This window comes from Comamonas sp. C11 (assembly GCF_024496285.1).
Lineage (GTDB): Bacteria > Pseudomonadota > Gammaproteobacteria > Burkholderiales > Burkholderiaceae_C > Comamonas > Comamonas testosteroni_F.
Genome location: NZ_CP101743.1, coordinates 3,103,799 through 3,130,348, shown reverse-complemented (window position 1 = coordinate 3,130,348; position 26,550 = coordinate 3,103,799). Strand labels below are relative to the sequence as shown.

Annotated in this window: 21 protein-coding genes and 2 pseudogenes; 12 read left to right on the top strand and 11 right to left on the bottom strand. The window is 58.3% G+C overall.

Annotated features, from left to right (window positions below; genetic code table 11):
• The first annotated feature begins 6 nt into the window (after window positions 1-6).
• Window positions 7-1,071 carry an NAD(P)-binding domain-containing protein gene (locus tag NOX35_RS14300; RefSeq protein WP_197565159.1) on the top strand — a complete coding sequence of 355 codons (1,065 nt, stop codon included), beginning with the start codon at window positions 7-9 and terminating at the stop codon, window positions 1,069-1,071.
• Window positions 1,072-1,509: 438 nt separating this feature from the next.
• On the top strand, window positions 1,510-2,031 hold the full coding sequence (locus NOX35_RS14295) for an ATP-binding protein (RefSeq protein WP_256493702.1): 522 nt from the start codon (window positions 1,510-1,512) through the stop codon (window positions 2,029-2,031).
• Window positions 2,032-2,154: 123 nt separating this feature from the next.
• On the opposite strand, the gene NOX35_RS14290 is transcribed toward NOX35_RS14295, so the two are convergent.
• Window positions 2,155-2,829: a phosphoribosyltransferase gene (locus NOX35_RS14290; RefSeq protein WP_256493701.1), complete on the bottom strand. Its 675-nt coding sequence runs from the start codon at window positions 2,827-2,829 to the stop codon at window positions 2,155-2,157.
• A gap of 257 nt (window positions 2,830-3,086) precedes the next feature.
• On the opposite strand from NOX35_RS14290, the gene NOX35_RS14285 reads away from it, so the two are divergent.
• The 7 genes from NOX35_RS14285 (at window position 3,087) to NOX35_RS14255 (ending at window position 12,702) form a co-directional block, all read left to right on the top strand.
• On the top strand, window positions 3,087-3,917 hold the full coding sequence (locus tag NOX35_RS14285; RefSeq protein WP_256493700.1) for a FadR/GntR family transcriptional regulator: 831 nt from the start codon (window positions 3,087-3,089) through the stop codon (window positions 3,915-3,917).
• Between the two features lie 77 nt (window positions 3,918-3,994).
• Window positions 3,995-5,596, top strand: a complete 1,602-nt coding sequence (locus NOX35_RS14280; RefSeq protein WP_256493698.1) for a class I adenylate-forming enzyme family protein — start codon at window positions 3,995-3,997, stop codon at window positions 5,594-5,596.
• Window positions 5,597-5,650: 54 nt separating this feature from the next.
• Window positions 5,651-6,628, top strand: coding sequence for a tripartite tricarboxylate transporter substrate binding protein (locus NOX35_RS14275; RefSeq protein WP_256493697.1), 978 nt, complete (start codon window positions 5,651-5,653; stop codon window positions 6,626-6,628).
• A 53-nt stretch (window positions 6,629-6,681) separates the two neighbouring features.
• A complete protein-coding gene (locus NOX35_RS14270; protein ID WP_256493694.1) occupies window positions 6,682-7,359 on the top strand; it encodes an enoyl-CoA hydratase/isomerase family protein in 678 nt (225 codons plus the stop codon).
• A 173-nt stretch (window positions 7,360-7,532) separates the two neighbouring features.
• Window positions 7,533-9,329, top strand: a complete 1,797-nt coding sequence (locus NOX35_RS14265; RefSeq protein ID WP_256493692.1) for an acyl-CoA dehydrogenase — start codon at window positions 7,533-7,535, stop codon at window positions 9,327-9,329.
• Between the two features lie 45 nt (window positions 9,330-9,374).
• Window positions 9,375-10,562 (top strand): acetyl-CoA C-acyltransferase, encoded by a 1,188-nt coding sequence (locus tag NOX35_RS14260; protein ID WP_256493690.1) that lies wholly within the window; start codon window positions 9,375-9,377, stop codon window positions 10,560-10,562.
• A 34-nt stretch (window positions 10,563-10,596) separates the two neighbouring features.
• On the top strand, window positions 10,597-12,702 hold the full coding sequence (locus tag NOX35_RS14255) for a 3-hydroxyacyl-CoA dehydrogenase NAD-binding domain-containing protein (RefSeq protein ID WP_256493688.1): 2,106 nt from the start codon (window positions 10,597-10,599) through the stop codon (window positions 12,700-12,702).
• A gap of 866 nt (window positions 12,703-13,568) precedes the next feature.
• Here NOX35_RS14255 and NOX35_RS14250 read toward each other — a convergent pair.
• Window positions 13,569-13,946 carry a VOC family protein gene (locus tag NOX35_RS14250; protein ID WP_256493687.1) on the bottom strand — a complete coding sequence of 126 codons (378 nt, stop codon included), beginning with the start codon at window positions 13,944-13,946 and terminating at the stop codon, window positions 13,569-13,571.
• A gap of 48 nt (window positions 13,947-13,994) precedes the next feature.
• Here NOX35_RS14250 and NOX35_RS28815 point away from each other — a divergent pair, with 48 nt between their 5' ends.
• Together NOX35_RS28815 and NOX35_RS14245 are read left to right on the top strand one after the other, a co-directional pair.
• Entirely contained in the window at window positions 13,995-14,531 is a 537-nt protein-coding gene (locus NOX35_RS28815; protein ID WP_371878485.1) for a winged helix-turn-helix transcriptional regulator, read from the top strand.
• A gap of 199 nt (window positions 14,532-14,730) precedes the next feature.
• Window positions 14,731-15,187, top strand: a pseudogene (locus NOX35_RS14245) (recombinase family protein).
• Between the two features lie 556 nt (window positions 15,188-15,743).
• On the opposite strand, the gene NOX35_RS14235 reads toward NOX35_RS14245, so the two are convergent.
• From NOX35_RS14235 to NOX35_RS14210, 6 genes are all read right to left on the bottom strand, one after another.
• The gene (locus tag NOX35_RS14235) at window positions 15,744-16,031 is read right to left on the bottom strand and encodes a hypothetical protein (RefSeq protein WP_256493686.1); all 288 of its coding nucleotides are present in this window, start codon (window positions 16,029-16,031) and stop codon (window positions 15,744-15,746) included.
• Window positions 16,032-16,086: 55 nt separating this feature from the next.
• A complete protein-coding gene (istB, locus tag NOX35_RS14230; RefSeq protein ID WP_256493544.1) occupies window positions 16,087-16,872 on the bottom strand; it encodes an IS21-like element helper ATPase IstB in 786 nt (261 codons plus the stop codon).
• Window positions 16,862-18,388, bottom strand: a complete 1,527-nt coding sequence (gene istA, locus NOX35_RS14225; protein ID WP_256493546.1) for an IS21 family transposase — start codon at window positions 18,386-18,388, stop codon at window positions 16,862-16,864. The genes istB and istA overlap by 11 nt, the downstream gene beginning before the upstream one ends.
• An 85-nt stretch (window positions 18,389-18,473) precedes the next feature.
• Entirely contained in the window at window positions 18,474-20,537 is a 2,064-nt protein-coding gene (locus NOX35_RS14220) for a fimbria/pilus outer membrane usher protein (protein ID WP_256493685.1), read from the bottom strand.
• Window positions 20,538-20,797: 260 nt separating this feature from the next.
• Complete coding sequence (locus NOX35_RS14215; protein WP_256493684.1) at window positions 20,798-21,556, bottom strand: molecular chaperone; 759 nt, start codon at window positions 21,554-21,556, stop codon at window positions 20,798-20,800.
• A gap of 63 nt (window positions 21,557-21,619) precedes the next feature.
• The gene (locus NOX35_RS14210; RefSeq protein WP_256493682.1) at window positions 21,620-22,189 is read right to left on the bottom strand and encodes a fimbrial protein; all 570 of its coding nucleotides are present in this window, start codon (window positions 22,187-22,189) and stop codon (window positions 21,620-21,622) included.
• 429 nt (window positions 22,190-22,618) lie between these two features.
• Between NOX35_RS14210 and NOX35_RS14205 the strand changes: the two genes are divergently transcribed.
• A complete protein-coding gene (locus NOX35_RS14205; RefSeq protein WP_256493680.1) occupies window positions 22,619-23,266 on the top strand; it encodes a response regulator transcription factor in 648 nt (215 codons plus the stop codon).
• A gap of 210 nt (window positions 23,267-23,476) precedes the next feature.
• Here NOX35_RS14205 and NOX35_RS14200 read toward each other — a convergent pair whose 3' ends face one another.
• The 3 genes and pseudogenes from NOX35_RS14200 to NOX35_RS14190 all read right to left on the bottom strand — a co-directional run.
• Complete coding sequence (locus tag NOX35_RS14200; RefSeq protein ID WP_256493679.1) at window positions 23,477-24,358, bottom strand: sensor histidine kinase; 882 nt, start codon at window positions 24,356-24,358, stop codon at window positions 23,477-23,479.
• Between the two features lie 44 nt (window positions 24,359-24,402).
• Window positions 24,403-25,074, bottom strand: a complete 672-nt coding sequence (locus tag NOX35_RS14195; protein WP_371878548.1) for a response regulator — start codon at window positions 25,072-25,074, stop codon at window positions 24,403-24,405.
• Window positions 25,075-25,941: 867 nt separating this feature from the next.
• A pseudogene (locus NOX35_RS14190) lies at window positions 25,942-26,214 on the bottom strand (LysR substrate-binding domain-containing protein); the annotation flags it as partial.
• Window positions 26,215-26,550: the final 336 nt, after the last annotated feature.

The following is a 26,550-nucleotide window of genomic DNA, read 5'->3' as shown; positions in this document are numbered from 1 at the left end:
GTGTATATGTGCGCACAAATGAACAGTTTGAGTAAGAGGCACGATGTAATCGTCGTTGGTGGAGGCCAAGCAGGACTGGCCTGCGGCTGGCACGTGAAGCAGCGGGGCTTGGACTTCACAATACTGGACGAGCAGGATAAACCTGGGGGGAACTGGCGCCACTACTACGACAGTCTCACACTGTTTTCCCCTGCTTCGTACTCGTCTCTTCCTGGAATGCCTTTTCCTGGGGCACCCTCAGCGTACCCTCGACGCGACGAAGTAGTGAAGTACTTGGAGCAATACAGCAAGCATTTCGAACTGCCTGTGCAGCCGAACATTCGCATCGTGCGTGTGTACCGGGACAGCGGTGGATTTCGACTTCTCTCGGAAAATGGAACGGAGTTTTCTTCGAGAGCAATTGTTGTGGCGACTGGGGCATTTAGTCGCCCCTTCATTCCCAACATTGCCGGTCTCCACAACTTTGAGGGAACGAAGATTCACAGTTCGTCCTATCGAAATGTGAAGCCTTTTCTAGGGCAGAGGGTGGTAGTCGTTGGAGCCGCAAACTCTGCACTACAAATCGCCTACGAACTTGCGCAAGTAGCCAAAGTAACACTGGCCACACGCGAAAGCGTTCGGTTCTTTCCACAACGGATTTTGGGAGTCGACTTTCATTCTTGGCTCAAATGGACGGGCCTAGAAAGAACACGCTGGCTCAATGATCAAAGTACACCGGTGCTCGATGACGGCACTTACCGAAATGCACTTAAGTCTGGTCTGTTTGCTCACACATCTATGTTTGAGCGAGTAACGTCCAGCGGCGTAGTCTGGCCAGGTGGAGCAGAAGATCAAATTGACGGCATCATCTTCGCAACAGGTTTTCGTCCAAATCTCAAACCGTTTGAGCCACTGGACATCCTGGATTCACAGCAAGGCGTCAAGCAACATCAAGGGGTTTCTACTTCGAACCCAGGCATCTTCTTCGTGGGCTTGCCGAAGCAGCGAAACTTCGCTTCAGCAACGCTCCGCGGTGTTGGTCCTGATTCTGAGCAAATCATGGACTCCCTACACAAGTATCTCAATATCTAAGGCACCATCGGGCTCTACCAAACACCGACCCTATGTAGAGTCGTCCCAGCAATGCTCAAAGAGCGATCATCACTTGTACGTCTAGGTGCCAAGTTCTCCAACGACATGTGAATGGCTGTGGCCGGTGGTTCGCCGCCAACTTATGAGCAATGTGCAATCGACTAAAAATGTGAATCCTCAGTTGAGCGTCCGCTTTTCATACGTATGAACGACCGCTGCGGGTCGCATGCCGCCGCTCATTGGCCAAGAAGAGTCGCTGCTTCAGACCGAGCATTGCGCGCGTCTTCTGCTAGCATACTCCCATGGCTCGAAATGTTACCAAGCGAATTATTGCCATCTTCAAATTGAAGGTGGGATAGCTCGCGACCGTGTAGCCATGCAACCCACCCTGGAGGTGGGTTTTCTGTCTCCGGGGCACCGTTAAAAGGAGATGGAAGAATGGACTTCACTCATGCTGGACGAGCTTTTGCCATCCAGTCCAGGATCGGCTTGCTTCACCTCATCAGCGGAGAGATTGCTGCGGGCAAATCCACACTTGCCACACAACTCGCATCCAGTCCGCAGACCGTGCTCATTAGCGAGGATGGTTGGTTGGCTCAGCTCTATCCTGACGAACTTCACTCCGTCACAGACTACGTAAGGCTATCGAGCCGCCTGCGATTAGCCATGGAGATGCATGTCGTTGACCTTCTCAAGTCAGGAACCTCCGTAGTGCTGGACTTCCCTTTCAATACTCTCAGCGCGAGGGCGTGGGGACGCCGAATTTTTGAAAATGCGGGAGCATCCCACTACCTGCATTTCCTCAATGTGTCGGACGAAGAATGCAAACAGCGGTTGCGTCTTCGGAATTCGTCTGGAGACCATCCATTTCAGGCAACGGATGAGCAGTTTGAGCAGATCACAAAACACTTTGTTGAGCCATCGCCTCAAGAAGGTTTCAATCTAGTAGTGCATCACTAAAGTATCTCGGTGAATGGCCGCAGCGGATCGCTTTCTCCCTTGGAAACTGGCTGGAAACGGCCTTTCAGGCCCCGGGCAGAACTATGGCCAGTCACCCACCACACCCAGCGACTGCGCGCTGCGCTATTGCGCAGCATCACGCAATTCCCTGCGCCAGGCCTTGCTCAGCAAGGTCTTTACCTCCTGATCCGTGGTCTGGGAGAAATTGCGGCACCACTGACCAACGGAAAGGAAGGGCGCGGGAGTGAACAGACAGACCATTTGATCAACCAGAGGGTGAAGCATCGTCAGCGTCTGCGCGGGCGCAACAGGTACGGCGACTATGATGTGCGCTGGGGCCTGCTGGCGTACCGCTGCAATCGCTGCGCGCATGGTGGCGCCGGTCGCCAGTCCGTCATCGACTAGTAGCACCCGTTGCCCGGCCATGGCTGGCACAGGGCGTTTGCCCCGATAGGCGAGGTCACGGCGCTGCAGCTCCAGTACTTCCTCTTGCACGACTGCGTCGATGGCCGCAGGGGGGATGTTCAGGCCATGGATGAGATCATCGTTCAACACCTGCACGCCGCCGCTGGCAATGGCACCCATCGCCATCTCCTTATGGTCAGGCGTGCCTAGTTTGCGCACCAGCATCAAATCCAGTCGCATGGCCAGTGCGCTGGCAATTTCATAGGCGACCGGTACACCGCCCCGTGGCAAGGCCAGCACGAGCACATCGGCTTGCTCACGCCACGCCGTCAATACTGCGGCCAGGGCCTGACCCGCTTCCGCCCGGTCACGAAACGAAGCATCCGATTTCATGTCTTCGGCTCCTCAGCACCCACAGCCTTACTATGCGCCTGATTTGTGCGCCTCGGGCGGCTGCGTTAGGTAATCCCCGCCTATGACTAGCTTCATCAAGCCGCGACTGCTGCCTAGAGGCTCGGGGCTTTGGCTGCGCAGCCTGCACACCGAGCCTTGTTGGAAATGCTTGGATGGAGTAAACGGGTAAACCCTGTGGTAATTGGTTCTAATGTCCGACAAACTGAAAATATGAAATTTTGAAAATGGGACGAAATATGATGATTGGAGATGTATCCACTCTGGACAAGGGTGACGAGCCTGAAACACAGGGTGTAGTAGCTTCGTCCTCCAATGTCTTTCGACGGCTCCGTCCTGTGCCTGCGTACAAAGTGGTATCGGAGGAACTGGAACGGCTAATCGTTAGCGGGCGTCTCAAACCGGGTGACCCATTGCCTACTGAGCAAGAGCTGTCTGAGAGTTTTGGTGTGAACCGCTCGACGGTGCGCGAAGCGATCCGGCAAATCGAGCAGGAAGGCATGCTGGAGCGCAGAGAGGGGCGGAGGCTCTTTGTCTGTCTGCCGGGGCTCTTTGATCTGGCGCCCAGGGCTACTCGCATGCTCATGCTCCAGCAAACGACTTTCGAGGAGCTGTGGGAGACCGCAGTCACGCTGGAACCTCTTGCGGCGCGCCTTGCCGCAGCAAACGCGAATGCGGAAGACCTTGCCCGCTTGCAGGCCAACATCAACGCCACTGCCGCACTTACGCTGCCTGGCGAGCAGCCGGACAGCGAGCTGGCGGAACTTGTCGATCTCGACGTGGAGTTTCACGCGCTGGTTGGAGCAGCAAGCCACAACCGCCCGCTGATGCTGGCCCGCGAACCGATCAGCTTGCTCTACAAGCCCACGCTGCGTCGCATCTATGCACGCATTCCGCAATCGAAGTCGCGTGCTTTGGCCGCCCACCGACGCATCGTCGAGGGCTTGGCGAATGCCGACGCACAGCTTGCTGTCGATTGGACCCAAAAGCACATGGTCGACTTCCATCGCGGCTTCCAGATGGCAGATTTGGACATGAAAGCTCCCATTCGGTTGTTTCTGAGGCCGTGATTTGATCCCTTTGAGATTGGCGAGGCTGCCTCCATAGAAGGGCGGGTCGAAACAAGGTTGAAAGTATGGAGACAATGATGGATCACTGGATGGACAAGCATGTCCCTGCCGTGCGGGATGAAGTACTTTTCGGTAGTCGCCGTGTACGGTGTTTCGTTGAGCGTCCCGGTAGCCTGCAAGCCATGTGGCAGAACGCCGTCAAGCGCTTTCCTCACCGCGAGGCCTTGGTGTATGGCGACGAGCGCCTGAGCTATGTGCAGGCTGATGATCAGGTTCGTTCCATCGCCTCGGGGCTGGCTGCGCATGGAATCGTCAAGGGCGACCGGGTAGCCTTGCTGGTCGGCAACAACCCCGTATTCGTGCTGACGCTGTTCGCTTTACAGCAGCTGGGGGCCATCGCGGTTCCGATCAGCACGCGTGAGCAGCGCGCAGGTGTGACCTACATGCTCGGGCAGAGCGGGGCTAAGGGCGTCGTCTTCGATGCGGAATTCGCCGACCGCCTGCCGTTGGAGCAGGATCTTCCTGGGCTGACGCTGCGCGTCGTCCATGGCGATTTTGCGGGGGCCGTGTCGCTGGGCGAGCTGACGGCGCAGGGGCAGGACGATTGTGCGCCGGCCATCGTGGCGGCGGAAGACGTGGCGATCATTCTCTACACGTCTGGCACCACCGGCCATCCCAAGGGGGCGATGCTCACGCATGTGAACATCGCCCACTCGGTGCGCCACTTCGAATTGGTCATGCAACTGTCCAGTGTGGATCGCATCGCCCTGGCGGTTCCTGCCACGCACGTCACGGGGCTGGTCGCTATGGTGCTGACGGCCATCCACGTCGGCGGCGCCTGTGTCATCGCGCCGCCTTTCAAAGCAGCGGACTTCCTGACATTCATGGCGCGGGAGGCCATCACCTACACCATCATGGTTCCTGCCATGTATAGCCTCCTTCTGTTGTCGCCCGAGTTGGATCGAAGCAAGCTCGATCAGTGGCGTCTCGGGGGCTATGGCGGCGCGCCGATGGCTGTTGGCACGATCGAAGAATTGGCACATCGCCTTCCCCGACTCGGCTTGGTCAATGCCTATGGGGCAACCGAGACGACATCACCCACCTCTGTTTCTCCCATTGCATCAGATGTAGCACACGCGGACAGCGTTGGGGTTCCGTTGCCCTGCGCGCATGTACGGGTTGTGGATGATAACGGCCAGGACTTACCGCAGGGCGAGACGGGTGAGTTGTGGATTGGAGGCCCGATGGTGGTTCCCGGTTACTGGGACAACCCCGAGGGGACTGCGGCCTCGTTCACGGATGGCTACTGGCACTCTGGAGATATCGGCTTCATCGACACCGACGGTTTCGTGCATGTCAATGATCGCATGAAGGACATGCTCAGCCGAGGGGGCTTCAAGATTTATTCGGCAGAGGTGGAGAGCCGGCTCATGTCGTATCCGGGGATGGTGGAGGCCGCCGTGGTCGGAAAGCCGTGTCCCGTTCTCGGAGAACGGGTTCATGCCTTTGTACACGCCCCCGGCGTGTCTCGGGATGACGAGGCACTGCGCCGTCATTGCGCAGAGACGCTCTCGGACTACAAGGTGCCCGAGAGCTATACATGGAGCGATGAGCCGCTGCCGCGGAATGCCAACGGCAAGCTCATCAAGCGGACGCTGCGTGAGCGTCTGATTGCGTAGCGTCGCATCCTGTTCCCACGCTAGTTTCATGCATTTTTAGCAATAGGAGACAACATGAAATTCTCGGTAATCAAGCAAGTCGCAGCATTGGGCCTGTCAATTCTGGCCTTTGGTGCCTACGCCCAGGAGACTTACCCGTCCAAGCCCATCAAGATCATCGTGCCGATTGCCGCAGGTGGAGCCACCGATGTACAGGCGAGGGCGATGGCAGATGAGCTGCAAAAGCGGCTGAAGGTCGCCGTTGTCGTGGAAAACAAGCCCGGTGGGAATTTTGTCATTGGCAATGCGGCGGTGGCTTCCGCACCATCGGATGGCTACACGTTGGGCTGGGCATTGTCGGCAGCTATGTCGCTCAACCCGCTGCTATATAAAAACTTGCCTTACAAGCCGGGAGATTTTCAGTTCCTTGCACCGGTTTCCAAGGGGCACCATGTCATCGCGGTGCCAGGCAACTCCAAAGCAATTTCGCTAAAAGAGTGGATTGAAGGTGTTAAGCGCAGTGGGCAACCAGCTGCCATTGGCGTATCAAGCACGGGTGGAACAACACACCTCATGGCGGAAACCGTAGGTGAGCGAGCGGGGTTCGCGGTCCAGCCTATCGTTTATCGCGGAGAGGCGCCTGCAGTCTTGGATCTCGTGGCGGGGCAATTGCCCGCTATGTCCGGCATCGTCGCCAGCGTGCTCGACCACTACAAAGCTGGCAAGGTCAAGGTTTTGGCCATCTCTTCGGACAAGCGCATCCCGGAACTGCCCGATGTGCCAACGTTTAAGGAGCTGGGCTATGACTTTGTCATTACCTATTGGAATGGGATGGTGGCACCTGCCGGAACACCAAAGCCGATTGTGGACAAGCTTTCCACGACCATTCGTGAAGTGCTGGCGTCGCCGGAATTCAAGACGCGAATTTCTGCCGCTGTGCCGGATATGCACATCATCAGCGGCTCTCCCCAACTGATGGGCGAGATGATCAAGGAGGACACGGCATTCTGGTCTCGGATCATCAAGAGCCGCAACATCAAGATCGAGAACTGAGTTGTGCTGTCTCGCCTTGATGGCTTCTTCTTCCTGATACCTGTGAGCTTCTCATGACTTCGTCCCCTCCGCTATTGATCGCGCAGGATGAATCGGTACGCGCCGTGGTGTTGCGCGGGGCGGGCCGGGCGTTCATGGCAGGTGGCGACTTGCATAGCCTGCGAGCGGATCCCGAGGGGGGAGCCGCTGCGATGCTGGTGCCGTTGAACGCGGCTGCCGAGTCGTTGGCTCATCTAAACGCGCCTGTTATCGCCCAGGTGCATGGGGCGGGGACTGGCGCCGGGATGAGCTTGATGATGCTGGCGGATTTCGTGCTGGTTGCCGAGGGCACAGGCTTGAATCTCGCTTACATGAAGCTGGGTACTTGTTCCGATGCCGGGGCGTCGTGGGCGCTGCCGCGTTTGGTGGGGCTTCGCGCGGCTTTGGAAATTGCTCTGCTGTGCGATGACCTTTCTTTGCAAGATGCGCTGCGCCTGGGACTCATCAACCGGGTGCTACCGAAGGGTGAGATGGAGGAAGCCGTTCTCCAATTGGCCCAGCGGCTTGGCAAGGGGCCGACGCTGGCTATGGGGCATATGCGCCGGCTGATGCGTTCCAGTTTTGAGCGAACCTTGTCCGCGCAACTGGTAGCGGAGGCCGACGCTTTTGGCGTTTGCACCCGCACTGAGGATATGCGTCGAGGCATTGCGGCGTTTTTCGAGAGGCGAGAGCCGCAATTTCTGGGGTGTTGACTTGTCGATGCGCACGACTGCCTGTGTGGGCCGGATGTGTGGCCTCGTCAAAGTCAACCGGATTGGTCGAGCTGAACGTAGCTTCGACGAGTCCTTGCGAATTCATCAGCAGTGCTGCTCAAAGAACAGAGTAGGCGTTCGGTATTTTTCTGTTTTCTCAAGGGAACGCTGACATGGCAAACACAATCAGCGAGCGTGAACTCGCGTTTCTGCTATACGAATTCTTGGACACCGATTCTCTGTTGCAACGCGAGCGCTACGTGAGTCATTCACGAGAAGTGTTCGACGCCACGTTGGAGACGGCCCGGCAACTAGCCGAAGACTTGATGGCTCCTCACTTGCATGAGGCAGACGAGAACGAGCCCAAGTTCGTGGAAGGGCAGGCTAAGCTTATCGCGCCAACGCATGTTGCGTGGAAGGCAGTGGCCGAGACCGGCTTTCTGAGTGCTCACTGGAACGAGGACGAAGGTGGTCTGCAATTGCCCGAGGTGGTGCTTCGCGCAGCGATGAGCGCTTTCTATGCTGCCAATGCCGGGACAGCCTCTTACGCGATGCTCACTATCGGGGCATCCAACCTGTTGCGCAGCTTTGGCAGCGATGCGTTGAAGGCCCGGTATCTCGCTCCTATGGGCGACGGGCGTTTCGCTGGAACGATGGCGCTGACGGAGCCGTCCCAAGGCTCGGCGTTGGGGGACATTCGGACGAGCGCAGTTGCGCAACCTGATGGCAGCTATCGGTTGTCCGGTCAAAAGATGTTCATTTCCGGCGGCGACCAGGACATGACCGAGAACATCGTGCATATGGTGCTGGCCCGTATTCAGGGGGCGCCAGCAGGCGTCAAGGGCATCTCATTATTTCTGGTGCCCAAGTGGTTGCCCGGCGAGGGCGATGCTCTTGGCGAGCGCAACGACGTGGCCCTCGCCGGGCTGTTGCACAAGATGGGCTGGCGCAACACAACCTCCACGGTGCTGTCCTTTGGCGAGCAGGGCGGGGCCGTGGGCTGGCTGGTCGGACGCGAGCACCAGGGTCTGGCGCACATGTTTCAGATGATGAACGAGGCGCGTATCGGCGTCGGAGTGATGTCCGCCAGCATTGCCTGGCGCGGCTTTAGCGAGTCGCTTAACTATGCGCGGGAGCGCCCTCAGGGCCGCCTTCCCTCGTGCAAGGATCCGCTGTCGCCGCAGGTGAAGTTGGTGGAGCACGCGGATGTGAGGCGGTTGCTGCTGGCGCAGAAAGCCTATGCCGAAGGCAGTTTGGCCCTGTGCTTGTACGCATGCAGCCTGTTTGAAGACCAACATACGCACCCAGATGTGGCAGCGCGTGAAGATGCACGGCAGTTGCTGGACGTGCTCACGCCCGTGGTCAAGTCCTGGTCGGCACGTTATGGCGCTGCGGCCAACGATATGGCCATCCAGGTACTGGGCGGCGCAGGCTACACACGCGACTACCCCTTGGAGCAGCTCTATCGCGACCAGCGCCTGAACATGATCCACGAAGGGGCCGAGGCCATTCACGGCATCGACCTGCTGAGCCGCAAGGTCGTGATGGAGCAAGGGGCTGGGTTGCGCCAGTTCATGGATACGGTGCGGCGCGACGTACAGCGAGCCGCAGATGCTGGTTTGCGCCAGGAGGCGGCGGCCCTTGGTACGGCACTCGATCACTTGCAGGAGGTCAGCATTGCGCTGACGGCATTGCAGCGTAGCGAACCCGACCTGGCTCTGGCCAATGCCACCGTGTACCTGGACGCATTCGGCCGCGTGACGCTGGCCTGGATCTGGTTGCGCCAAGGTCTGGTGGCCACGCAGGCGCTGACTGGTGCGGGTACGGAGGCAGCCAACCATTACCACGGCAAGCTGCAGGCGATGCGTTACTTCTTCCAGTGGGAACTGCCCCAGACCGAAGCACAGTGGACCCTGCTGGCACGCGTTGACCGTTGCGCGTTCGATATGCACGACGCTTGGTTCGTCTGAGCTGCTCGTCGCACTCCTTTCTTTCTTACTCTGACTGTAAAACCAATGACACAAGCCGTTATCGTTTCCACCGCGCGCACGCCCATTGGCCGCGCTTACAAGGGCGCTTTTAACGCCACCAAGTCGCCTACGCTGCTGGGCCACGCCATCGAACACGCCGTCGCTCGCAGCGGTATCGCTGCCGATGAGATCGAAGACGTGGTGATCGGCACGGTGTTGGCCGGCGGCACCGCGGGCATGAACCTGGCACGCAACGGCGTGTTCGCTGCAGGACTGGGCGTTGGGGTTAGCGGCCAGACGCTGGATCGCCAATGTGCTTCCGGGCTGATGGCCATTGCTACGGCTGCCAAGCAAATCATCGTGGATGGCATGAATATCGTCGTCGCGGGCGGCCAGGAAAACATCTCCGCCGTGCAAAAGCAATACTTCGACTGGGCTTCGTCCGAGGCCGACCCTGCAGTCAAGGCCAAGGTGCCGAACGCCTATATGCCCATGCTGCTCACCGCCGAGTCCGTGGCCAACAAATATGGTGTCAGTCGCGAGGCACAGGACTTGTATGCGCTGCAATCGCAGCAGCGCACCGCTGCTGCGCAGCAGGCGGGCCGCTTCGACGCCGAGATCGTGCCGTTGGTTTCGCAGATGGCCGTGGTGGACAAGGAAACCCAGGCCGTCAGCTATCGCGAGGTAAGACTCGCCAAAGACGAGGGCAATCGCCCCGAGACCACGCTGGAAAGCTTATCAGCGCTCAAGCCCGTGATCGAGGGCGGTAGCGTGACGGCGGGAAATGCCAGCCAGCTCTCCGACGGCGCGTCCGCCTGCGTGCTGATGAGCGACACGCTGGCGGCGCAGCGGGGCCTCAAGCCCCTGGGCATCTACCGGGGCATGGCAGTGGCCGGTCTGGCACCCGAAGAGATGGGCATTGGCCCGGTGCTGGCCGTGCCCAAGCTGCTCAAGCAGCATGGCTTGACGGTGGACGACATCGGCCTGTGGGAGTTGAACGAGGCTTTCGCCTGCCAGGCACTGTATTGCCGCGACAAGCTGAGCATCGACCCCGAGCGCTACAACGTCAACGGCGGAGGCATCTCGGTGGGCCACCCTTACGGCATGACCGGCGCGCGCCTGGTGGGCCACGCCTTGATCGAGGGGCAGCGGCGCGGCGTCAAGTATGTCGTGGTCACCATGTGCGTGGGCGGCGGCATGGGTGCAGCTGGATTGTTCGAAGTCGTTCAGTGACCTTGCTTTTGATTTCAACTTTCCAAGTTTTTTTATGACATCACCCATTACCTTGAGCCGCGAAGGCCGCATTGGCCTGATCTTGATTGACAACCCGCCGGTGAATGCGATTTCCGGGACGTTTATCGCCGGGATGGCCGATGCGCTCGACCAGTTCGACGCTGCCAGCGACCTCGACGCGCTGGTTCTTTTCTGCGAGGGCCGCACCTGGGTGGCCGGTGCGGATATTTCCTCGTTTGAAGACCCTGCGGGATTCTCGGCGGAGCCCTTCAATACTGTGCTGGCGCGCCTGGAGGGGCAGAGCCGTCCGGTTGTCGCCTCGCTGCACGGGACTGTGCTGGGCGGCGGGCTGGAGTTGGCGATGGCCTGCCATCATCGTGTCGCACATCCCACCACGCGCTGCGGTTTGCCGGAAGTCAAGATCGGCATCATCCCCGGATCCTTGGGAACGCAGCGTCTGCCACGGTTGGTCGGAGGCGAACTCGCCCTGGACATGGTCACTAGTGGACGCATGATCGGCGCCGCGAAGGCCCGCGAGGCGGGATTGCTCGATGCGCTGGCTGAAGGCGAACCGCGCGCCAATGGCCTAGCGGCGGCGCAGGCGCTGCTGGTGGCAGGCGAGCCGGTGCGGCGCACGAGTGAGTTGTCGGTGACACCTGCCTCTGCCGAGGTCTTGGCCAAGGCCGAAGCAGCGGCCGCGAGGAAGCCGGGCTGGCCCCAGTTAGCAGCCGCCGTGCGCTGCGTGCGTGCGGCCCAGGAGCTGTCATTCGCCGAGGGTGAGACCGTCGAGGCTGCCGAGTTCGAGGCGCTGTTGCCGTCTGAATCGTCCCGGTCGCTGCGTCATCTGTTCTTTGCCGAGCGCGAGGCAGCGAAGATCCCCGGTATCTCGCGCGGCACGGTTCTGCGTCCGATCCGAAAGGTGGGCATCGTAGGTGCGGGGACGATGGGTGGTGGCATCGCCATGAATTTCGCCAATGCGGGAATCCCGACGGTCATGGTGGAGGTTTCGGACGAAGCGTTGCAGCGCGGCCTAAGCTTGGTGCGCAAGAACTATGAGGCCAGCGCCGCCAAGGGCCGACTCACGCAGGAGCAACTCACCCAGCGCATGGGGCTGTTGCAAGGGGCGCTGGACTATGCCGCATTGGCTGACTGTGATCTGGTCATCGAGGCCGTGTTCGAGAACATGGCGCTCAAGAAGGAGGTCTGCGCCAAGCTGGGTGCGGCAGCCAAGCCCGGCGCCATCATCGCTACTAACACCTCCACTCTGGACGTGGACGTGCTGGCCCGTGCCACTGGCCGACCGGCCGATGTGGTGGGTATGCACTTCTTCAGCCCGGCCAACGTGATGCGCTTGCTGGAAGTGGTGCGGGGCACCGCTACCGTATCCGACGTGTTGGCTACGGTAATGAAGCTGGCCACTGCCATTGGCAAGGTTCCGGTCGTCTCGGGCGTGTGCTACGGCTTCATTGGCAACCGCATGGCTGAGGTCTACATGCGCGAGGCCGAGCTTCTGATCATGGAGGGAGCCGAACCGGCGCAGGTGGATGCAGCGGTCGAGTCTCTGGGCATGGCCATGGGGCCGTGCCGTATGCTGGACATGGCGGGCGTGGATGTGGGCGCCAAGACTGTCATCGAGTACGGCAAGGCCGGCGGCCTGCCACCGGATCCCAGCTATCGTGTATTGGTTCAGAAGTTGTTTGCAATGGGGCGTCATGGTCAGAAGACCGGCGCAGGCTACTACCGCTACGAAGGCCGTACTCCAGTGTCCGACCCAGAGCTAGCGACCATTGCCGCCGAGTTGGCGACCCAGCACGGAATAGCCCGGCGAAGCAATATCGGCAAGGACGAGATCGTCGAGCGCCTGTTATACCCGCTCATCAACGAAGGTCTGAAGATCCTGGAAGAAGGCATCTCCTATCGTCCTGGAGATATAGATGTTGTGTGGGTTTCGGGATATGGCTTCCCGGATTTCAGGGGGGGGCCCATGTGGTGGGCCGACACTGTGGGCTTGCCGGTGATTGCCGAGCGTCTGGCGCACTTTGCGGTGGTGCGCGACGATCACTATGACTATTGGAAGCCGGCTCGCTTGCTGACGGAACTGGTCGACGGTGGGAAATCATTGGCGACCTGGAAGCGTTGAGTTGTTCCATGCCGCTCGCATCGGAGTTGTGCGCTTTTCTCGAACATCTCCTTATATTCCGTGCACTGCTCAAATCCAAAATCCACCGCGCTGCTGACACGCACTGCGAGTTGCACTCATGCATTGGCCAGAGCTCGATGAACATCTTCACTGGTGTGAGCAGCGTATTGCCGCTCACTGTAAAGAGGATGTGCAGGTGCAGCGAGCTGCCGCCATCAAGGGCTTGGGACCACTCACTGCATGATGGCTACCTGCGCACTTTGCTGGTGCAAGGAGCCAAGGCCGCTGTGCTGACTCCCAATGGGCGATGGCCTTGAGGCAGCGCAGTGGCTGGCAAAAAACTGCCGTGGCTTTAGCCAGCAAAAATGCACACACCCTTTGGGCGCTCATGACACAGAAGCGTACCTACGAAGCAGCCCATATCGCCGAACGCCCCAGGCCACCTGTCTCTGCCGTTGCCTGAGACAGGCACTTCAACATGCCAGGCGTGAAATCAAAGATGCAATGAACAGGTCAGACCAGCAGCAGGCAAGCTCGGTTGTTGCATTGTGAGTCGCAAGACATCACGAGATTTGAATGGAGCCCTGCTGCGCGGTTTGTTTCTGGGGGCGCACACCTCGTGCCTAACCCCGTCTGTAGATGTGCAGTCTGTTCCTCGTTTCAAGCACCTGGATCGTCTTTGGCAGGCAGGTCAGTCACAAGTTACCCATCCGCGCTTGCGTTGATGGGAAGTCCCTGTCATGCAACAACGCCGCTCTGCGGCGGATAGGGTCGAGCGGCGAGGCGTGCGGTTTCAACATGTCGGTCAACCGACGCTCCGCTGAACTCTACGTTAAGCCGCACGAAAGCAACTCGATTCAAGTGCTTCAGTCTTCGGCAGTGAGCGTTTGAGCGAACATCATCGCGTTGCCATCCGGGTCGTAGAACGTGATGAGCTTGACCATCCCTGGAACGTGTTGGATATCTCCGTCCTGCTTGACCCCATGTGCATCAAGATGTGCCTTGGCCTCATCAATGTCCTTGACCCCCCAAACATTGGTGGCACCGCCACCGGCGGCTACTGTCTCATTCTGGGATAGGCCGAGGGTAACGCCAGGAACGCCAGTTGATAGTTCGGACCAGCCAATCTCGTCGACCCGATTCAACAGGCTGAAGCCGAGAACATTGCGGTACCAGGCAAGTGACGCATTCATGTCGGTTACGCCGATTGATGCTGTAAGTTCGGGAACGTAGGCAAGGGTCATTGATTTCTCCAGTAGACTAGATGGTCCACAATGTATAGTTAATATACAATGCAGTCAACACTATCGCTAGACGATCTCATAACCCTGGGTCGAAGCCGTTGGGCAGTACCGTTACTTGCCGATCTTGCCTCTCGGCGTGGTGCCCGTTTCGTCGAACTGCGACATAGGCTGGGATTGCCACGCGATAGCCTGGTCCGAGCGCTAGACGGTGCAATCGCCGCCGGGTGGTTGATGCGCAACCCCGGGCATGGCCACCCTCTGCGTCCCGAGTACGTGCTGACAGCCGAAGGCGCGCGTCTCGCAGGACGTGCTGTAGGTCTCCTGGCCGCGCAGAATCAACTCGGGCTTTCGCCAGGTGCTCTCACACGCTGGGGTCTGCCTCTAGTCAGCATCATTGGGCCAGGCCATGTTCGATTCAACGCACTTGCTAAAGCGTTAGTGATCGCTACACCACGGGCGATCTCGCAAGGACTACAAGCGCTTGCGGTCAACGGCCTGGTTGAACGCGAAGTTCTCAGCCTTCAACCTCCGTCCAGTCTTTACTACCTTACGAGCAGTGGCATTCTGCTGGCCAGGGCCGTCTAGATTAATTAGTCCCCGTCAGAAGGATGCCCACTCATGAAAACGCTATGCGACCGCAGGTGCTGACAAACTGAGAAAGCGCGTTCGTTGTCCGTCAAACGATCATTAGGTGGCCATGCCGGGTCTTGTTCGCAAACATACTTGCCTAACAGATTGCCGGACATCAAGATAGCCGGACGGAATAACGAACAAATGGCGAGCAATGGCACTGATCGGGTATGCGCGGCGTATCGAAGGCTGAACAAGGCACGGCCCTGCAGACCGATGTGCTGCGCAAGGCTGGTTGCGAACGGGTGTTTGAGGACATTGTTTCCCGGGGGTAAAGGCAGATTGCCGCTTGGCGTATGTGCGCGATGGCGATGCCTTGATCGTGTGGCGACTGGATGGGCAGGGACGCTCTCTGCCTTATCTGATTGAGGTCATCAGCGGGCTGGAATCGCGTGGCGTCGGCTTCCGGTCGCTGACCGAAAGCATCGACACAGCCACATCGGGTGGACGGCTCATCTTTCACGTATTCGGTGCGCTGGGCCCGTTCGATCGCGACCCGACCCGCGAACGCGCCAAAGCCGGGGGGCGCTGCACGGCTCAAGGTCAGCAAGACTGCCCTTTACGCTGCCTTGCAATCCAGCAGTGCAGCCGACTCGTTATATTTGGTGTGATCGTCTTCTGAAAATCACAAAGCTGCTGGCCAGCGGCGTGCCGCCAAAGGACGTAACCAAGAACCTCGGCGTGTCCCTTCCAACGCTCTATCGCGGGATGCCAGCCTCATCGCACGCTTAGCGGACGATTTCTTCCGTTTTCTGAGACGACCCAAACTAGGGCGGCCGTGGCATAGCTGAGTCTGGGGTCAGGGGTAACTCAACCTCAGACGGATTTGAATACGAAGGACTTCCCGCCATCTTGGCCTGCTGGATACGCAGTGCCACGATGCGCTGCGATCCTCTGCGCATGCGCGGTAGCAGAGGTGGTTTGGAGCCTCTCTCAGGCCTCTATTAGGCCGGCGTTTATGGCGCGAAGCTGTTGGAGCGCTTTGGAGCGTCCGATTCAATCCATTCCGTTCTCCGACATATGGGGCTTGCTGGCCGAGGATAGCGTTCTGGTTGGCGCCAGCTTCAGTCGTTTGTACGTGGAGGGCTCAGCGCTCTATCTGGCTAATGGCAGTGACAAAAAAAGGGCGGGAACCACTTCCCGCCCTTTGGGCTCATGAGGCGTCTGTTATGAGGCGCCAGCCTTGGAGCCCCCGCCTTGGAGCACCCGTACATCGCTTGCTGCAATGGAGCCGGGGTCCTTGTGCGCGGGGGAGGGCGGAATGGGTGTCGAGCAGGTAAGCGCGTGGCGCTGGTAGTTCTCGCCTTCGACCTTTGGCGGCAGCGTATAAGCAACACGACATGTGGCCTTATCCCAGCGTACGTACAGCTCGCCGTGTTCGCGGTCTGCAGGCAGCAAGGTCAGGGCACGGCCGCGCGGGTCGGTGTTAATTTCCACGCAAAACTGACCCGCCATTTCCATCTCAAACTGACCCACTCCTTGACTTGAGCCGTAAGGCTCAAGATGTGGATTAGGTTTTGTTTCTCTCCTTCTTCATGGGCGGTTGTTGGACTGCACTGCTGTGCTTGAAGCGGTAGCTATCGTTGCCTGTTTCCAGAATATGGCAGTGGTGGGTCAGGCGGTCCAGCAGGGCCGTGGTCATCTTGGCATCACCAAACACGCTGGCCCATTCGCTGAAGCTCAGGTTGGTGGTGATGACTACGCTGGTGCGTTCGTAAAGCGTCGAGAGTAGATGAAACAGTAGCGCACCACCAGATGAGCTGAAGGGCAGATAGCCCAGCTCATCGAGTATCACCAGATCCGTATGCACCAGCCTGTGGGCGAGCTGTCCGGCTTTGCCTTGCACTTTCTCTTGCTCCAGGGCATTAACTAACTCAACAGTAGAGAAGAAGCGCACCCTTTGACGGTGGTGCTCAATGGCCTGAATACCCAGTGCTGTAGCAATGTGCGTCTTGCCCGTGCCAGGTCCACCGACAAGCACCACGTTGTTAGCCTTCTCGATGAACTCACAGCGATGAAGGCTGCGTACCAAGGCTTCATTGACTTCACTGTGTGCGAAGTCAAAGCCTGCCAGATCTCTGTAGACCGGGAACCTGGCGACCTTGAGTTGATAGGCAATGGAGCGCACTTCTCGCTCAGCACTCTCGGCCTTGAGCAGTTGCGACAGTATGGGGTGTGCTGCTTCAAATGCTGGTGAGCCTTGCTCTGCAAGTTCTGTCACGGCATGGGCCATGCCAAACATCTTGAGTTGGCGCAGCATGATGATGATCGCAGCAATGGCGGGGTCATGACGCATGGCGCACCTGTCGGAGTTGGTCATAGCGCACGACGTTGGCTTGTGGCTCAACGATCAAGGCCAAGGCTTGGGGTGAATGGATGGGGTCAGGCTCCGGTGTTCCATCAATGAGGCGGTGCAAGATATTGATGATGTGGGTCTTGCGGGGTGCGCCATCCTCCAGTGCCAACTCGACAGCGGCCAGGACGGCTTGCTCATCGTGCTGCAACACCAAGGCAAGAACTTCCACCATCTCGCGATCGCCGCCAGGTTGCTTCAGGAGCAAAGCTTGCAGTCGTTTGAATGCGTCTGGCAACTCGACAAACGGCGCACCGTTGCGCAATGCGCCAGGCTTGCGCTGCAATACGGCCAGGTAATGGCGCCAGTCATAAACCGTACGCCCAGAGCCTTGGTGATTGCGCTCAATGATGCGCGGGTGTTCGCAGACGAACTGACCTTCGGCCACGACAACCAGGCGGTCGGCATAAACCTGCAAGCTCACGGGCCTGTTGGCATAAGAGGCCGGCACGCTGTAGCGATTGCGCTCGAAGTGAACTAGGCAGGTGGGAGAGACTCGTTTGGCATGCTCGACAAAGCCGTCAAACGGCCGAGGCATGGGCATCAAAGTTGAGCGTTCTTGCTCCCACACATCAGCAAGTGAGCCAGGCAATTGGCCATGCGCAATCTCTTGCCATAACTGCTGACACCGTTGCTCTAGCCAATCGTTGAGGGCACTGAGTGTCGGAAACGCTGGTACAGATTGCCAGATACGATGGCGAGCGTCCCGAACATTCTTCTCGACCTGTCCCTTCTCCCATCCCGAGGCCGGATTGCAAAACTGTGCCTCGAACAGGAAATGGCTGGCCATAGCACTGAAGCGGGCGTTGACCTCTCTGAGCTTGCCACGGCCGACACGATCGACGGCTGTGCGCATGTTGTCGTAGATCCCCCGCCTAGGGACGCCTCCAAACACCGCAAAGGCACGGTTGTGGGCATCGAACAGCATCTCATGGGTTTGCAGGGGATAGGCCCGCAGATAGAAGGCTCGGCTGTGGCTGAGCTTGAAGTGAGCCACTTGCAGCTTGGTGCGTACACCCGCGATGACAGCCCAATCCTCGCTCCAATCAAACTGGAAGGCTTCTCCAGCGCCGAAGACCAGGGGCACAAAAACGCCTCGCCCTGATGTTTGCTCAGCCACATGACACTGAGCCTTCCACACTCTGGCAAAGGCAGCGACTCGGTTGTAGGAGCCGGTATAGCCCAACCCCTGCAAGTCCACAAACATCTGCTTGATCGTGCGCCGCTGCTTGCGAGAGCGGTTGACTTCTGTACGCAGCCAGCCTGACAGCTTGCTGGCGTAGGGGTCGAGCTTGGTGGCAATGGTGCGCTGTGCAAGTTGAGGTTGCACAACGTCGGAGCGCAAATACTTGCGGATGGTATTGCGAGAAAGCCCAGTTCTGCGGGCGATCTCTCGGATGGACAGGTGCTCACGCAGAGCCCAGCGCCGGATGACACTCAAAGTGGCCACGTCAATCACTCCTGGTCTCCTGCTGCACAAGAAAGCAGCAGGCTAGGGTTAATGCGTGGGTCAGATTGAGATGGAAAAACCGGGGGCTAGTGGGTCACTTCTGGGTGGAAATCAACACCGGGGGCTCGATCTTGGCGAGCATGAAGGTTTCGCCCAAGCCCTGCCCGAGGTTGACGCCGCCCGCATGGACCACGACGGACCCCGATGCCAAGAAGTTGCTCGCGCGGTATCGGTCGCCATGGGTGTAGCTGGCATTGAGGCGGCCGAATGAGGTCGCGGTGCCCACGCCGATCGAGGCGTCACGCTGGCCGTCAGCATCCCTGTTGCCGGCCACGGTGTAGCTGACATTGCGCTCGAAGGGCAGTGTGCCGGAGATGCCAGCCTGTGCACTTGTACCGGCACGTTGTCGACTCAGTGTAGAGAACGCGTGCGTGGAGTTTCCCGGGCCGCCCAGGGGCATGCTGAGCGTGAGCATGAAGGTGTTGTCATGGCGAGGGGCGTGATCGTTGACCCATGACCAGTTCAGGTTTCGTGATTGCGTGAACGAGATGTTGTAGTTCAGCTTGCCGATCGAGTTGCTGTACGCCAGCGACACGCTGCGGGAAGCGGTTCCATTCCAGTTCTTGCCATAGGACCCGTTCAAGTAGATATAGCCGCTGCCGACAGGTTGAGAGAGGTAGCCGTCCAGGCGTTGGCGACTGCCTTGCCCCAGGCTCCAGTGCGGGCCGGGCCTCGATCCGGCCAGCGCGCCGTTTCGCTCGACGTGATCGGAGAGCGTGCGAAACCCTTCGCGCAAGCCATGCTGCACATTGAAGGAGACATGGGACCCGGTCGTTTCGACAAATCTTGCATAGCGAAGGTTGAGACGGTCCCCGCTTGCCGACAAGCCGCCGGCGTTGCTGCGCGAGTGGATGGCATCCAGGGAGACCGCGCCAAGTGGCGTGTTCAGGCCCGCGCCCAGCGAGTATGAAAAATAACCGGGCGAGGCCTGCAGACCGGCAGCCAGGGTAGTGTTGGCCGTCAGGCCGTAGATCATCGATCCGCTGACAAAACCAGGCCGCTCCTGCTGGCGGCGATCCAGGCGCACCTGGCCGGCAGCAATGTCGTACTTGATCCGGCCTTTGCGTACCATCAACGGAGGGCTGGCGAATGCCTGCCGAAATATGCGTCGGGCTCCGTTGGCCTCGATGACGGCGATCTCCAGGTCGCCATTGGTGCCCGAGGGCTGCAAGTCAGTGATTGCAAACGGGCCGGGGGCAACGGTCGTTGTGTAGATCAGATAGCCTTTCTGGCGGACCTCCACGGTCGCGTTGCTTTCCGCCGTGCCGCGGATCACCGGTGCGTAGTCTCGCTCCTCGTCAGGTCGCATGGCCTCATCGGAGGCCAGTTGCATGCCGAGAAAGCGCACGCTGTCGAACAACGGCGAATAGGTGTATGTCTCTCCCACGACCATCTGGCTTTTGATGGTGCTGAAACCGCGCTGCAGATAGGTGTTCTGGCTCCTGAATTCCGTCGGTTGGCGGCTTCCGGAAGTCAGGTACGAATCATTGCGCAAGCGCCAATCACCCAGGTTGACCCCGGAGCGGACGCTGGCGCTGAGATCGTTCCGGGAGTCGCCGTGCTGCAGCTCGCTGCGGCGTGCATTGAGGCTGTAGTTGAGAAAGGCGACGTCGGCGCCGGTCTCCCACAGGGAGGGGTCGATATAGCCACGACGCAGCGAGGTCATGTAGATCTGCGGCACGCTCACGTTCAGGCGCAGGCTTGTCATATCGTATGCAGCGCTTCCGTCCGGTATGACTTCCTGCAGGCGCAGACAGCTGGCGCCTGGCTCCAGCGGGCTGGGGAGCTTGCCCAGATCAACACCGCCTTGTTCCAGCATGGCCACGGTAATGCACGGTTCGATTTCGTCGCTTTTGGGGTTGCGCGAGAACTCGACATCCAGGCGGCCGGCAAGCATCTGGTTGATGTAGAAGTCGACGCGTTGAAAGCCTGGTGGAACGCCCGAGCCAGCCAGCAGTGTCCTGATGTCGGTGGTGGACGTCATTCCGTAGAGGAAGGCCGTGTTGTAGCCGACGACGATCGGGGCGTCCAGCGCTGCAACCTGTATCGCTTGCGGCTTCTTGAGGGGCGCCGCAGTCCCGCCTGGTGCCTGGTGCACGGCTTCCTGTTCTGCCCACGCTGTTGCGCCAACTGCCTGAGAGGCGCACAGCACGCCAGCCAGCCAGCGGCGAAGAACAGGATGAGGAGAGAGGTCGTCGCGACGGAGTTTGTGGTTGTTCGGCATAGTGGGCGAGCAAATTGGCGGGCGGCCTCAAAAACAGGGCGCAAGAGAGCCCCATCCGCTGATGTGCAGCGGAATGCTTGTCCGAACCCGGGGATGTGGAAGACAGGGCGCAGAAGAGGGCGCGCGCCCCGCCGCTACTGGTCTGTCTTGACTGCTGAAGAAGGTTTTGCGGACTCTTCAGACGGTTGAACGTCAAAGGCGTCAATGCCACCGAAGTCATTGATGATCTTGACGGTGATCCTGGCGTTGGGCACAACGCCGTCGACGCGATGCAAGCTCGTTTCGCCCGGCGCGATCATGGCGGGCGAAGGCAGTTCCTTGCCGCCAGCAATACCCAGGTAGGCGAACGACACGTGGTACATGCTGGGGTTGGTGATCTTGAGCGCCTGCTTTCCTCCTGCGTCCTGGACAAGGGTCCAGCGCAAAGAGCCTGGCGCATCAGCGACGGCGCCAACGATCCCGGTCGGGCGGAAAAAAACCTTGATCCGCTGCCGAAGCGCGATCTGGAGCTGGTTCTTTCCGGTCGTTGCCTGCGGGATTTCCTGCACGTTCAACCACATGACCGATTCACGGTCGCGAGGAAGGCCGGTGTTGCCTCCGGCATAGAGCACGCGCATGAGCTGCTGACCGGGCGCAGCAAGCTTGGCAAGCGGCGGCGTGACGGCAAAAGGAAGGTTGTCGGCAGCATCGGGCGTATTCGAATCCAGCCATGCCTGGACAAGAGCCGGGGTGCCGCTATTGCGTACCGTGATGGAGGCCTCTTGCTTGCCCTCTTGCACAATGACCCGGGTGGCGCTCAGTGATATTGATGCTTGTGCGCAAGTTCCGTAGAGCATGCTCACTGCCGCAAAGCTGCCGACGAAGATGCGTTGGAATTGGGCGAAAGATGTCATTGCAATCTCTTTTCTTGAGCCGCGGCGCGGCCGGCTCACAGGCTTGCCGCGGCATTCCGATATTTACTCGTACCTCAGGATGTAGTTGACCGTTGCGTTGGCGGGACCCACCTTGACATCGGTTACGGCCTTGCCTGCAGCACGGGTGTAGTAGGCCTTCAGGGGGATACGGAACTTGCCGTCGACCGCTGGGCCGGCAGCCACATCCGCGAAGCCGGCGGTGAAGTCCAGCGCAGTGCCGTCGCGCGTCAGCATGATCTGGACGTTCTCTGCACCGCCTTCCACGGCGATACCCTTGCCAGAGACAGCATACGGGGTGATCTTCATCGACACCTTGGTGCCGGTGGCGCACTGCACATCCAGATCCAGTTCCTTCGCCTGAACGGGCAGGTTGGTGCCGGACACGGTAGGCGAGGCTTCGGTACCCAGTGAGGAGGCGGGGACCTCGTTCATGTTCACGGTCAGGGTCTTGCCGGCAATCGTACCGCTGGGGCTGGTCAGCAGGCACGCATCTGCATTGATCACGCCGGTGAACTTGATAAGGCCTTTGGCTCCGTCGGTCAGGGCGGCTTGAGCAATGGTCGCAGCACCGAGTGCAGACAGGACGGCCAGGCTCGTAATGAGTTTTTTCATAATTGACTCTTTGATTGAAGATTGAGAAAGTGTTTCCGGGCGTTGGAGTGCAGGTGCGGAAACTCCCTCAAATCGAATGCAAATGCATTGCGACTTGCTTGCGCACCTTTTGTTGAGGTGCCTGGCAAGGATATGAAAGTGGGGGGCTGGAAAGTCTCAGAAAATTCTCAAAGTCGCCTTGCGCGAGCCTGGAATTCGGAGTTCGCGGGGGATGCCGGGTGCAATATTTGTCAAGAATTTTCTGGCCGCCGCCCGCAACCCGGCAGTTGTAGATTTTTAACTATTGCGTTTCGGGAAACTCTTTTCTAATCAGTCTTGATTAGCTTCAAGAGGTCGTGCAGCGCACTCCTGAAAGTTAATGCAGTCTTGAGAGATATCTCGATAAGCCGGGATTTTGGCAGGCAAAATCGAGGCCGAATTGAGAGAAGCATGACGAAACTACGAATAGTCCTGGCAGATGATCACCCGCTGGTGCTGATGGGGCTTGGCGACCTGATCAAGCAAGATGTCCATCTCACGCTGACCGCCACTGCCAGTTCGTCGACGGAGCTTGTGGCGGAGCTGACGAAGTCTCTTCCCGACATTGTCATCGTCGACTATCACATGCCTGATCCGCAGTACGGCGACGGCATCAAGTTCATCGGCTATCTGCTGCGCCAGTTCGAGGGCCTGAAGGTCATCGTGCTGACGATGCTGTCGAACCCGATGCTTGTGAAGGCGCTCTACAAGGCCGGCGTCAAGGGCGTGGTCTTCAAGCAGGACGACCCCTCCGAGGTCTTCAAGGCCATACGACTGGTGTCGCTGGGAAACACCTACACCCCGCCATCCTTCCTGGAGACCAACGTTTCGCTTCAGCATCAGATGCTGCAGGAGCGCTTCAAGTCGCTGACTCCGCGCGAGTTCGAGGTCCTGCGCTACTACGTGCGGGGAGGCAGCCTTGCCGAGATTGCCGAACGTCTTAACCGCAGCATCAAGACGGTCAGCTCGCAGAAGATGACCGCGATGCGCAAGCTCGAGGCGAAGTCCAATCAGGAGCTGATGGCGTTTTGTCTGAACAGCGGCGTGTTTCATCAATGAGATGAGATTGCTTGCCCTGGTGCCTCCGGCCGAGAATGAAATGGGTGTGGGGTCGGCATAACTCAGAGCGCTGTTCCAGCACCAGCCCCGGCTCTGTCGACGACAAAATGCCTTCAGCAGGCGTTCATAAGGTCTTCATGAGTTCTTTTCTCAGGGTGTGCGGAGAGCTTTTCGATGATGGCTTCCTGCGCTGCCCGTTCACTTCAGGCTTCACTTGCAAAGGCTGGTCGGTTCAGACCGCCATCGCATCAATACCTGTGTGCCTCCGCCATGGCGGGGTTGGATGTGAAGATCGCCGCCGATGTGTCGCATGCGATGAAACATGTTGATGACGCCTTGCCCTGACTTGCTGGGGTTGTTGAGAACGGCTCGGAGATCGAAGCCCATGCCGTTGTCTTCTATGCTCAGATACCAGTCCCAGCCGAAGCTCAGCAGATCGCCTTGTTGATAGGGCTCCAGTGTCAGCCACATCTCGGTTGCATGGGCGTGCTCGATGGCATTGCTTATGCCGGCCTGAACGACGGCCAGGATTTCATGCGCAACGCGGTCTCTGGGAAGCTGCAGCGTCGTCTGCTGGCCGACCCCGAGTTCAGGGTCGGTCAACTGCCAGTGCAGTACAAGGCCTTTTCTTTGAAGCGCGGGCTCCAGCCGGTAGCGCAATCGCGCCAGGCGCATGGCCAGGTTGTCGGATTGCGCATCCATGGAGTCGACGATCAGGCGCAGGTCCAGCAGCGACTGCTCCAGGACTTTTCTGGCAGGGCCATCTTCAACCGAGGACTGTGAGTTCATCAGGTTCAAGGCCTCTACCAACTGGCTGCCCAGGGTGTCGTGCAGGTCTGACGCGATGCGCTTGCGCTCTTCCTGGACTTCTTTTGAAGGCTGGGCACTGACGCGCAGCCTGGCCTTGATGAGACGATAGATTCGAGGAATGTAGCGAAGCGAGATAAGCAATCCGCTCAAAGCCAGAAAAATACTGAAGACAACAAACCAATTCTGATCTCGCAGTGGTGTGAGAAAACACCAGCTCAGTATGGTAATGGTCTGAAGGAAAATGGTTGTTGCCCTCCAACCGATGTTTCTCAGTGATTCCATACGCTTGCCATCTCGGGCGATAGATATAGAAAATGCTTTCAAATTTATATCAGTCCACGCAAAGAGGCGGCTTTCACAGCATGAGCTCTTGTCTTGGCCTGCAGTTTCCGGTACATGTTCTTTACATGCGTTGATACTGTCATCGTGCTTATTTGGAGCTGCGTGGATATTTCAGGAGAGCTGTAGCCGCAGGCAATGAGTTTCAGTATTTCTATTTCTCGCTCAGAAAGTTTCTCTTCCTTGGTGAGGCTTGACGCCGGAACGACATAAGTTTGTGATCTGCTAACCAGCGACAGGATTTTCTTTGCAAGAGATGGAGTAATGGATGCGCCGCCATTGGCAACTTGCAATACAGCTTGTGCGTAGTCGCCAAACCAGGAGTTTTTCAGCAAATAGCCTACAGCACCTTTCTCGAAAGCCTGAAAGACCTTTTCATCTCTTTCAGTTACTGAGACGATAATGCTTTGCACATGCGGGTGTGTTCCCTGGACAAGTTCAAGCAAATCCAGACCTTCGCCGTCGCCCAGGTTGAGATCAATCATCAGAACGTCGAAGTCGTGCTGCTGAATGCTCTTGCGCGCCTCACGCAAGCTGCAGGCATGTCCAACCAGCAGGGTTCTTGAGTCGCCCATCAGATCCTGGGCAATCACTCTGCGGATATGGCTGTCGTCGTCAACCAGAAAGACGCGAACGGGTTGCTCTCGCTGGCCCACCATGTGCCCGGGCCACATCGAATGGCTAAGCGATGGGGAGGCGTCATTGTGATGGGTGAACAAGGGCGGGCAAGATGAAGTCTGGACGGCTGGCATAGATGGCTCCCGACGAAAAGACCAGGGGGCTTGGATACTCTAGGAAATTAATTAGTGCTCATTGGGAAATCCATAGAAAATGTCAAATAATGTCAATTTTTACTGAATTTACAGAATGAATCCCTGGGAATGGGTAGACGCTTGGGGTTGTGATTGCCAGGTCGGATTGTTAACATAACTAATTGACATTACTCTGTAAATTTAATTTTTCAATTCATATGAAACTGAAATAAATCATCGTGGATTTTGTGCTATTGGCATTGTTTGATTGGCTGTTGATGGCGTATTTGAATCATTAATTGAGTTTATTCATTGGGCGATGTTTCTTAGGAAGTCATGTGAGTGTTATTTGGTGAGGTGAAATATTTCAATTGAGATCTGATACGCCAATTTTTTGTTTAGCGATTAGAAGTAAAAAAGGAAGATAATTTTCAGATATTTCCATTTCGAGGAATCAATGCTGGAAAGAATCTGGTTTTGAGTGAGTGGACGATATTCAAGGTTTGAGGGGCCGTCTCGGGTCATTGCCGTTGCATACCGGATCTATGGATGAAACACCTTCAGTGTCTTGGGAAACTGCCATTAAAAAATGGCATAAATAATCGCTGACCGCCCGGCGTTTATTGCATCTGCCGATATTGTCTTGGGGCCGTAAACACTATGCTTGATAGGACGTTGCTTCGTCTTGTCGTATTGCTGTAATGTCTGCGGCTTCGCGCGGCGGTTGATTCAGTTCGAGCAGCCTGCAGGGCAGCAGGGTCTCTGCTTGCGGCCTTACTGGGCTGCTTCTGCGCGAATCCAGTCCAGGAAGGCGCGCACTTCGGGGCGGTCAGCCGCTCCAGGGCGGGTCACGGCGTAGTAGGCGAATCGTGCCGGCCAGGGTTTATCCAGTACCTGAATGAGCCGGCCAGTCGCGATTTCTTCCTGGGCATATGCCTGCGGCACCAGCGCCAGGCCCTGTCCAGCTTCCGCCGCGCGGATGAGAAGGAAGTCGTCTTCAAATGCGCTGCCGCGCTGTGCACGCGAGTCGTCGGCCACCCCGTGGGCCAAACCGCAGGCTTGCACTTGAGACGAGGCGCGAAGCCGAGGGCACGGCAGAAGTACGACAAGGCGATGCAACGACGTATCAAGGTTTGTTGGCAGCTCTCAATGACAGTCAGCCATGCTGACCATAGGTGAGGGAAACGACGAGTTTCAATCTACGCGAACCACGCAGCAAGCCACGCACTACTACCGCTTCTGGCCTGGCTGTGACTGCTGCAAATCGCTCACTATTTCCGGCTGGACTCCAGTCCGGCGACTGCTTCTTGCTGGTGGGTGAGCGTCTCAGGGCGACCTAGTGCGGCACTTCAAGATTTGGCAGTCGAGGACCGCTATGCAGGG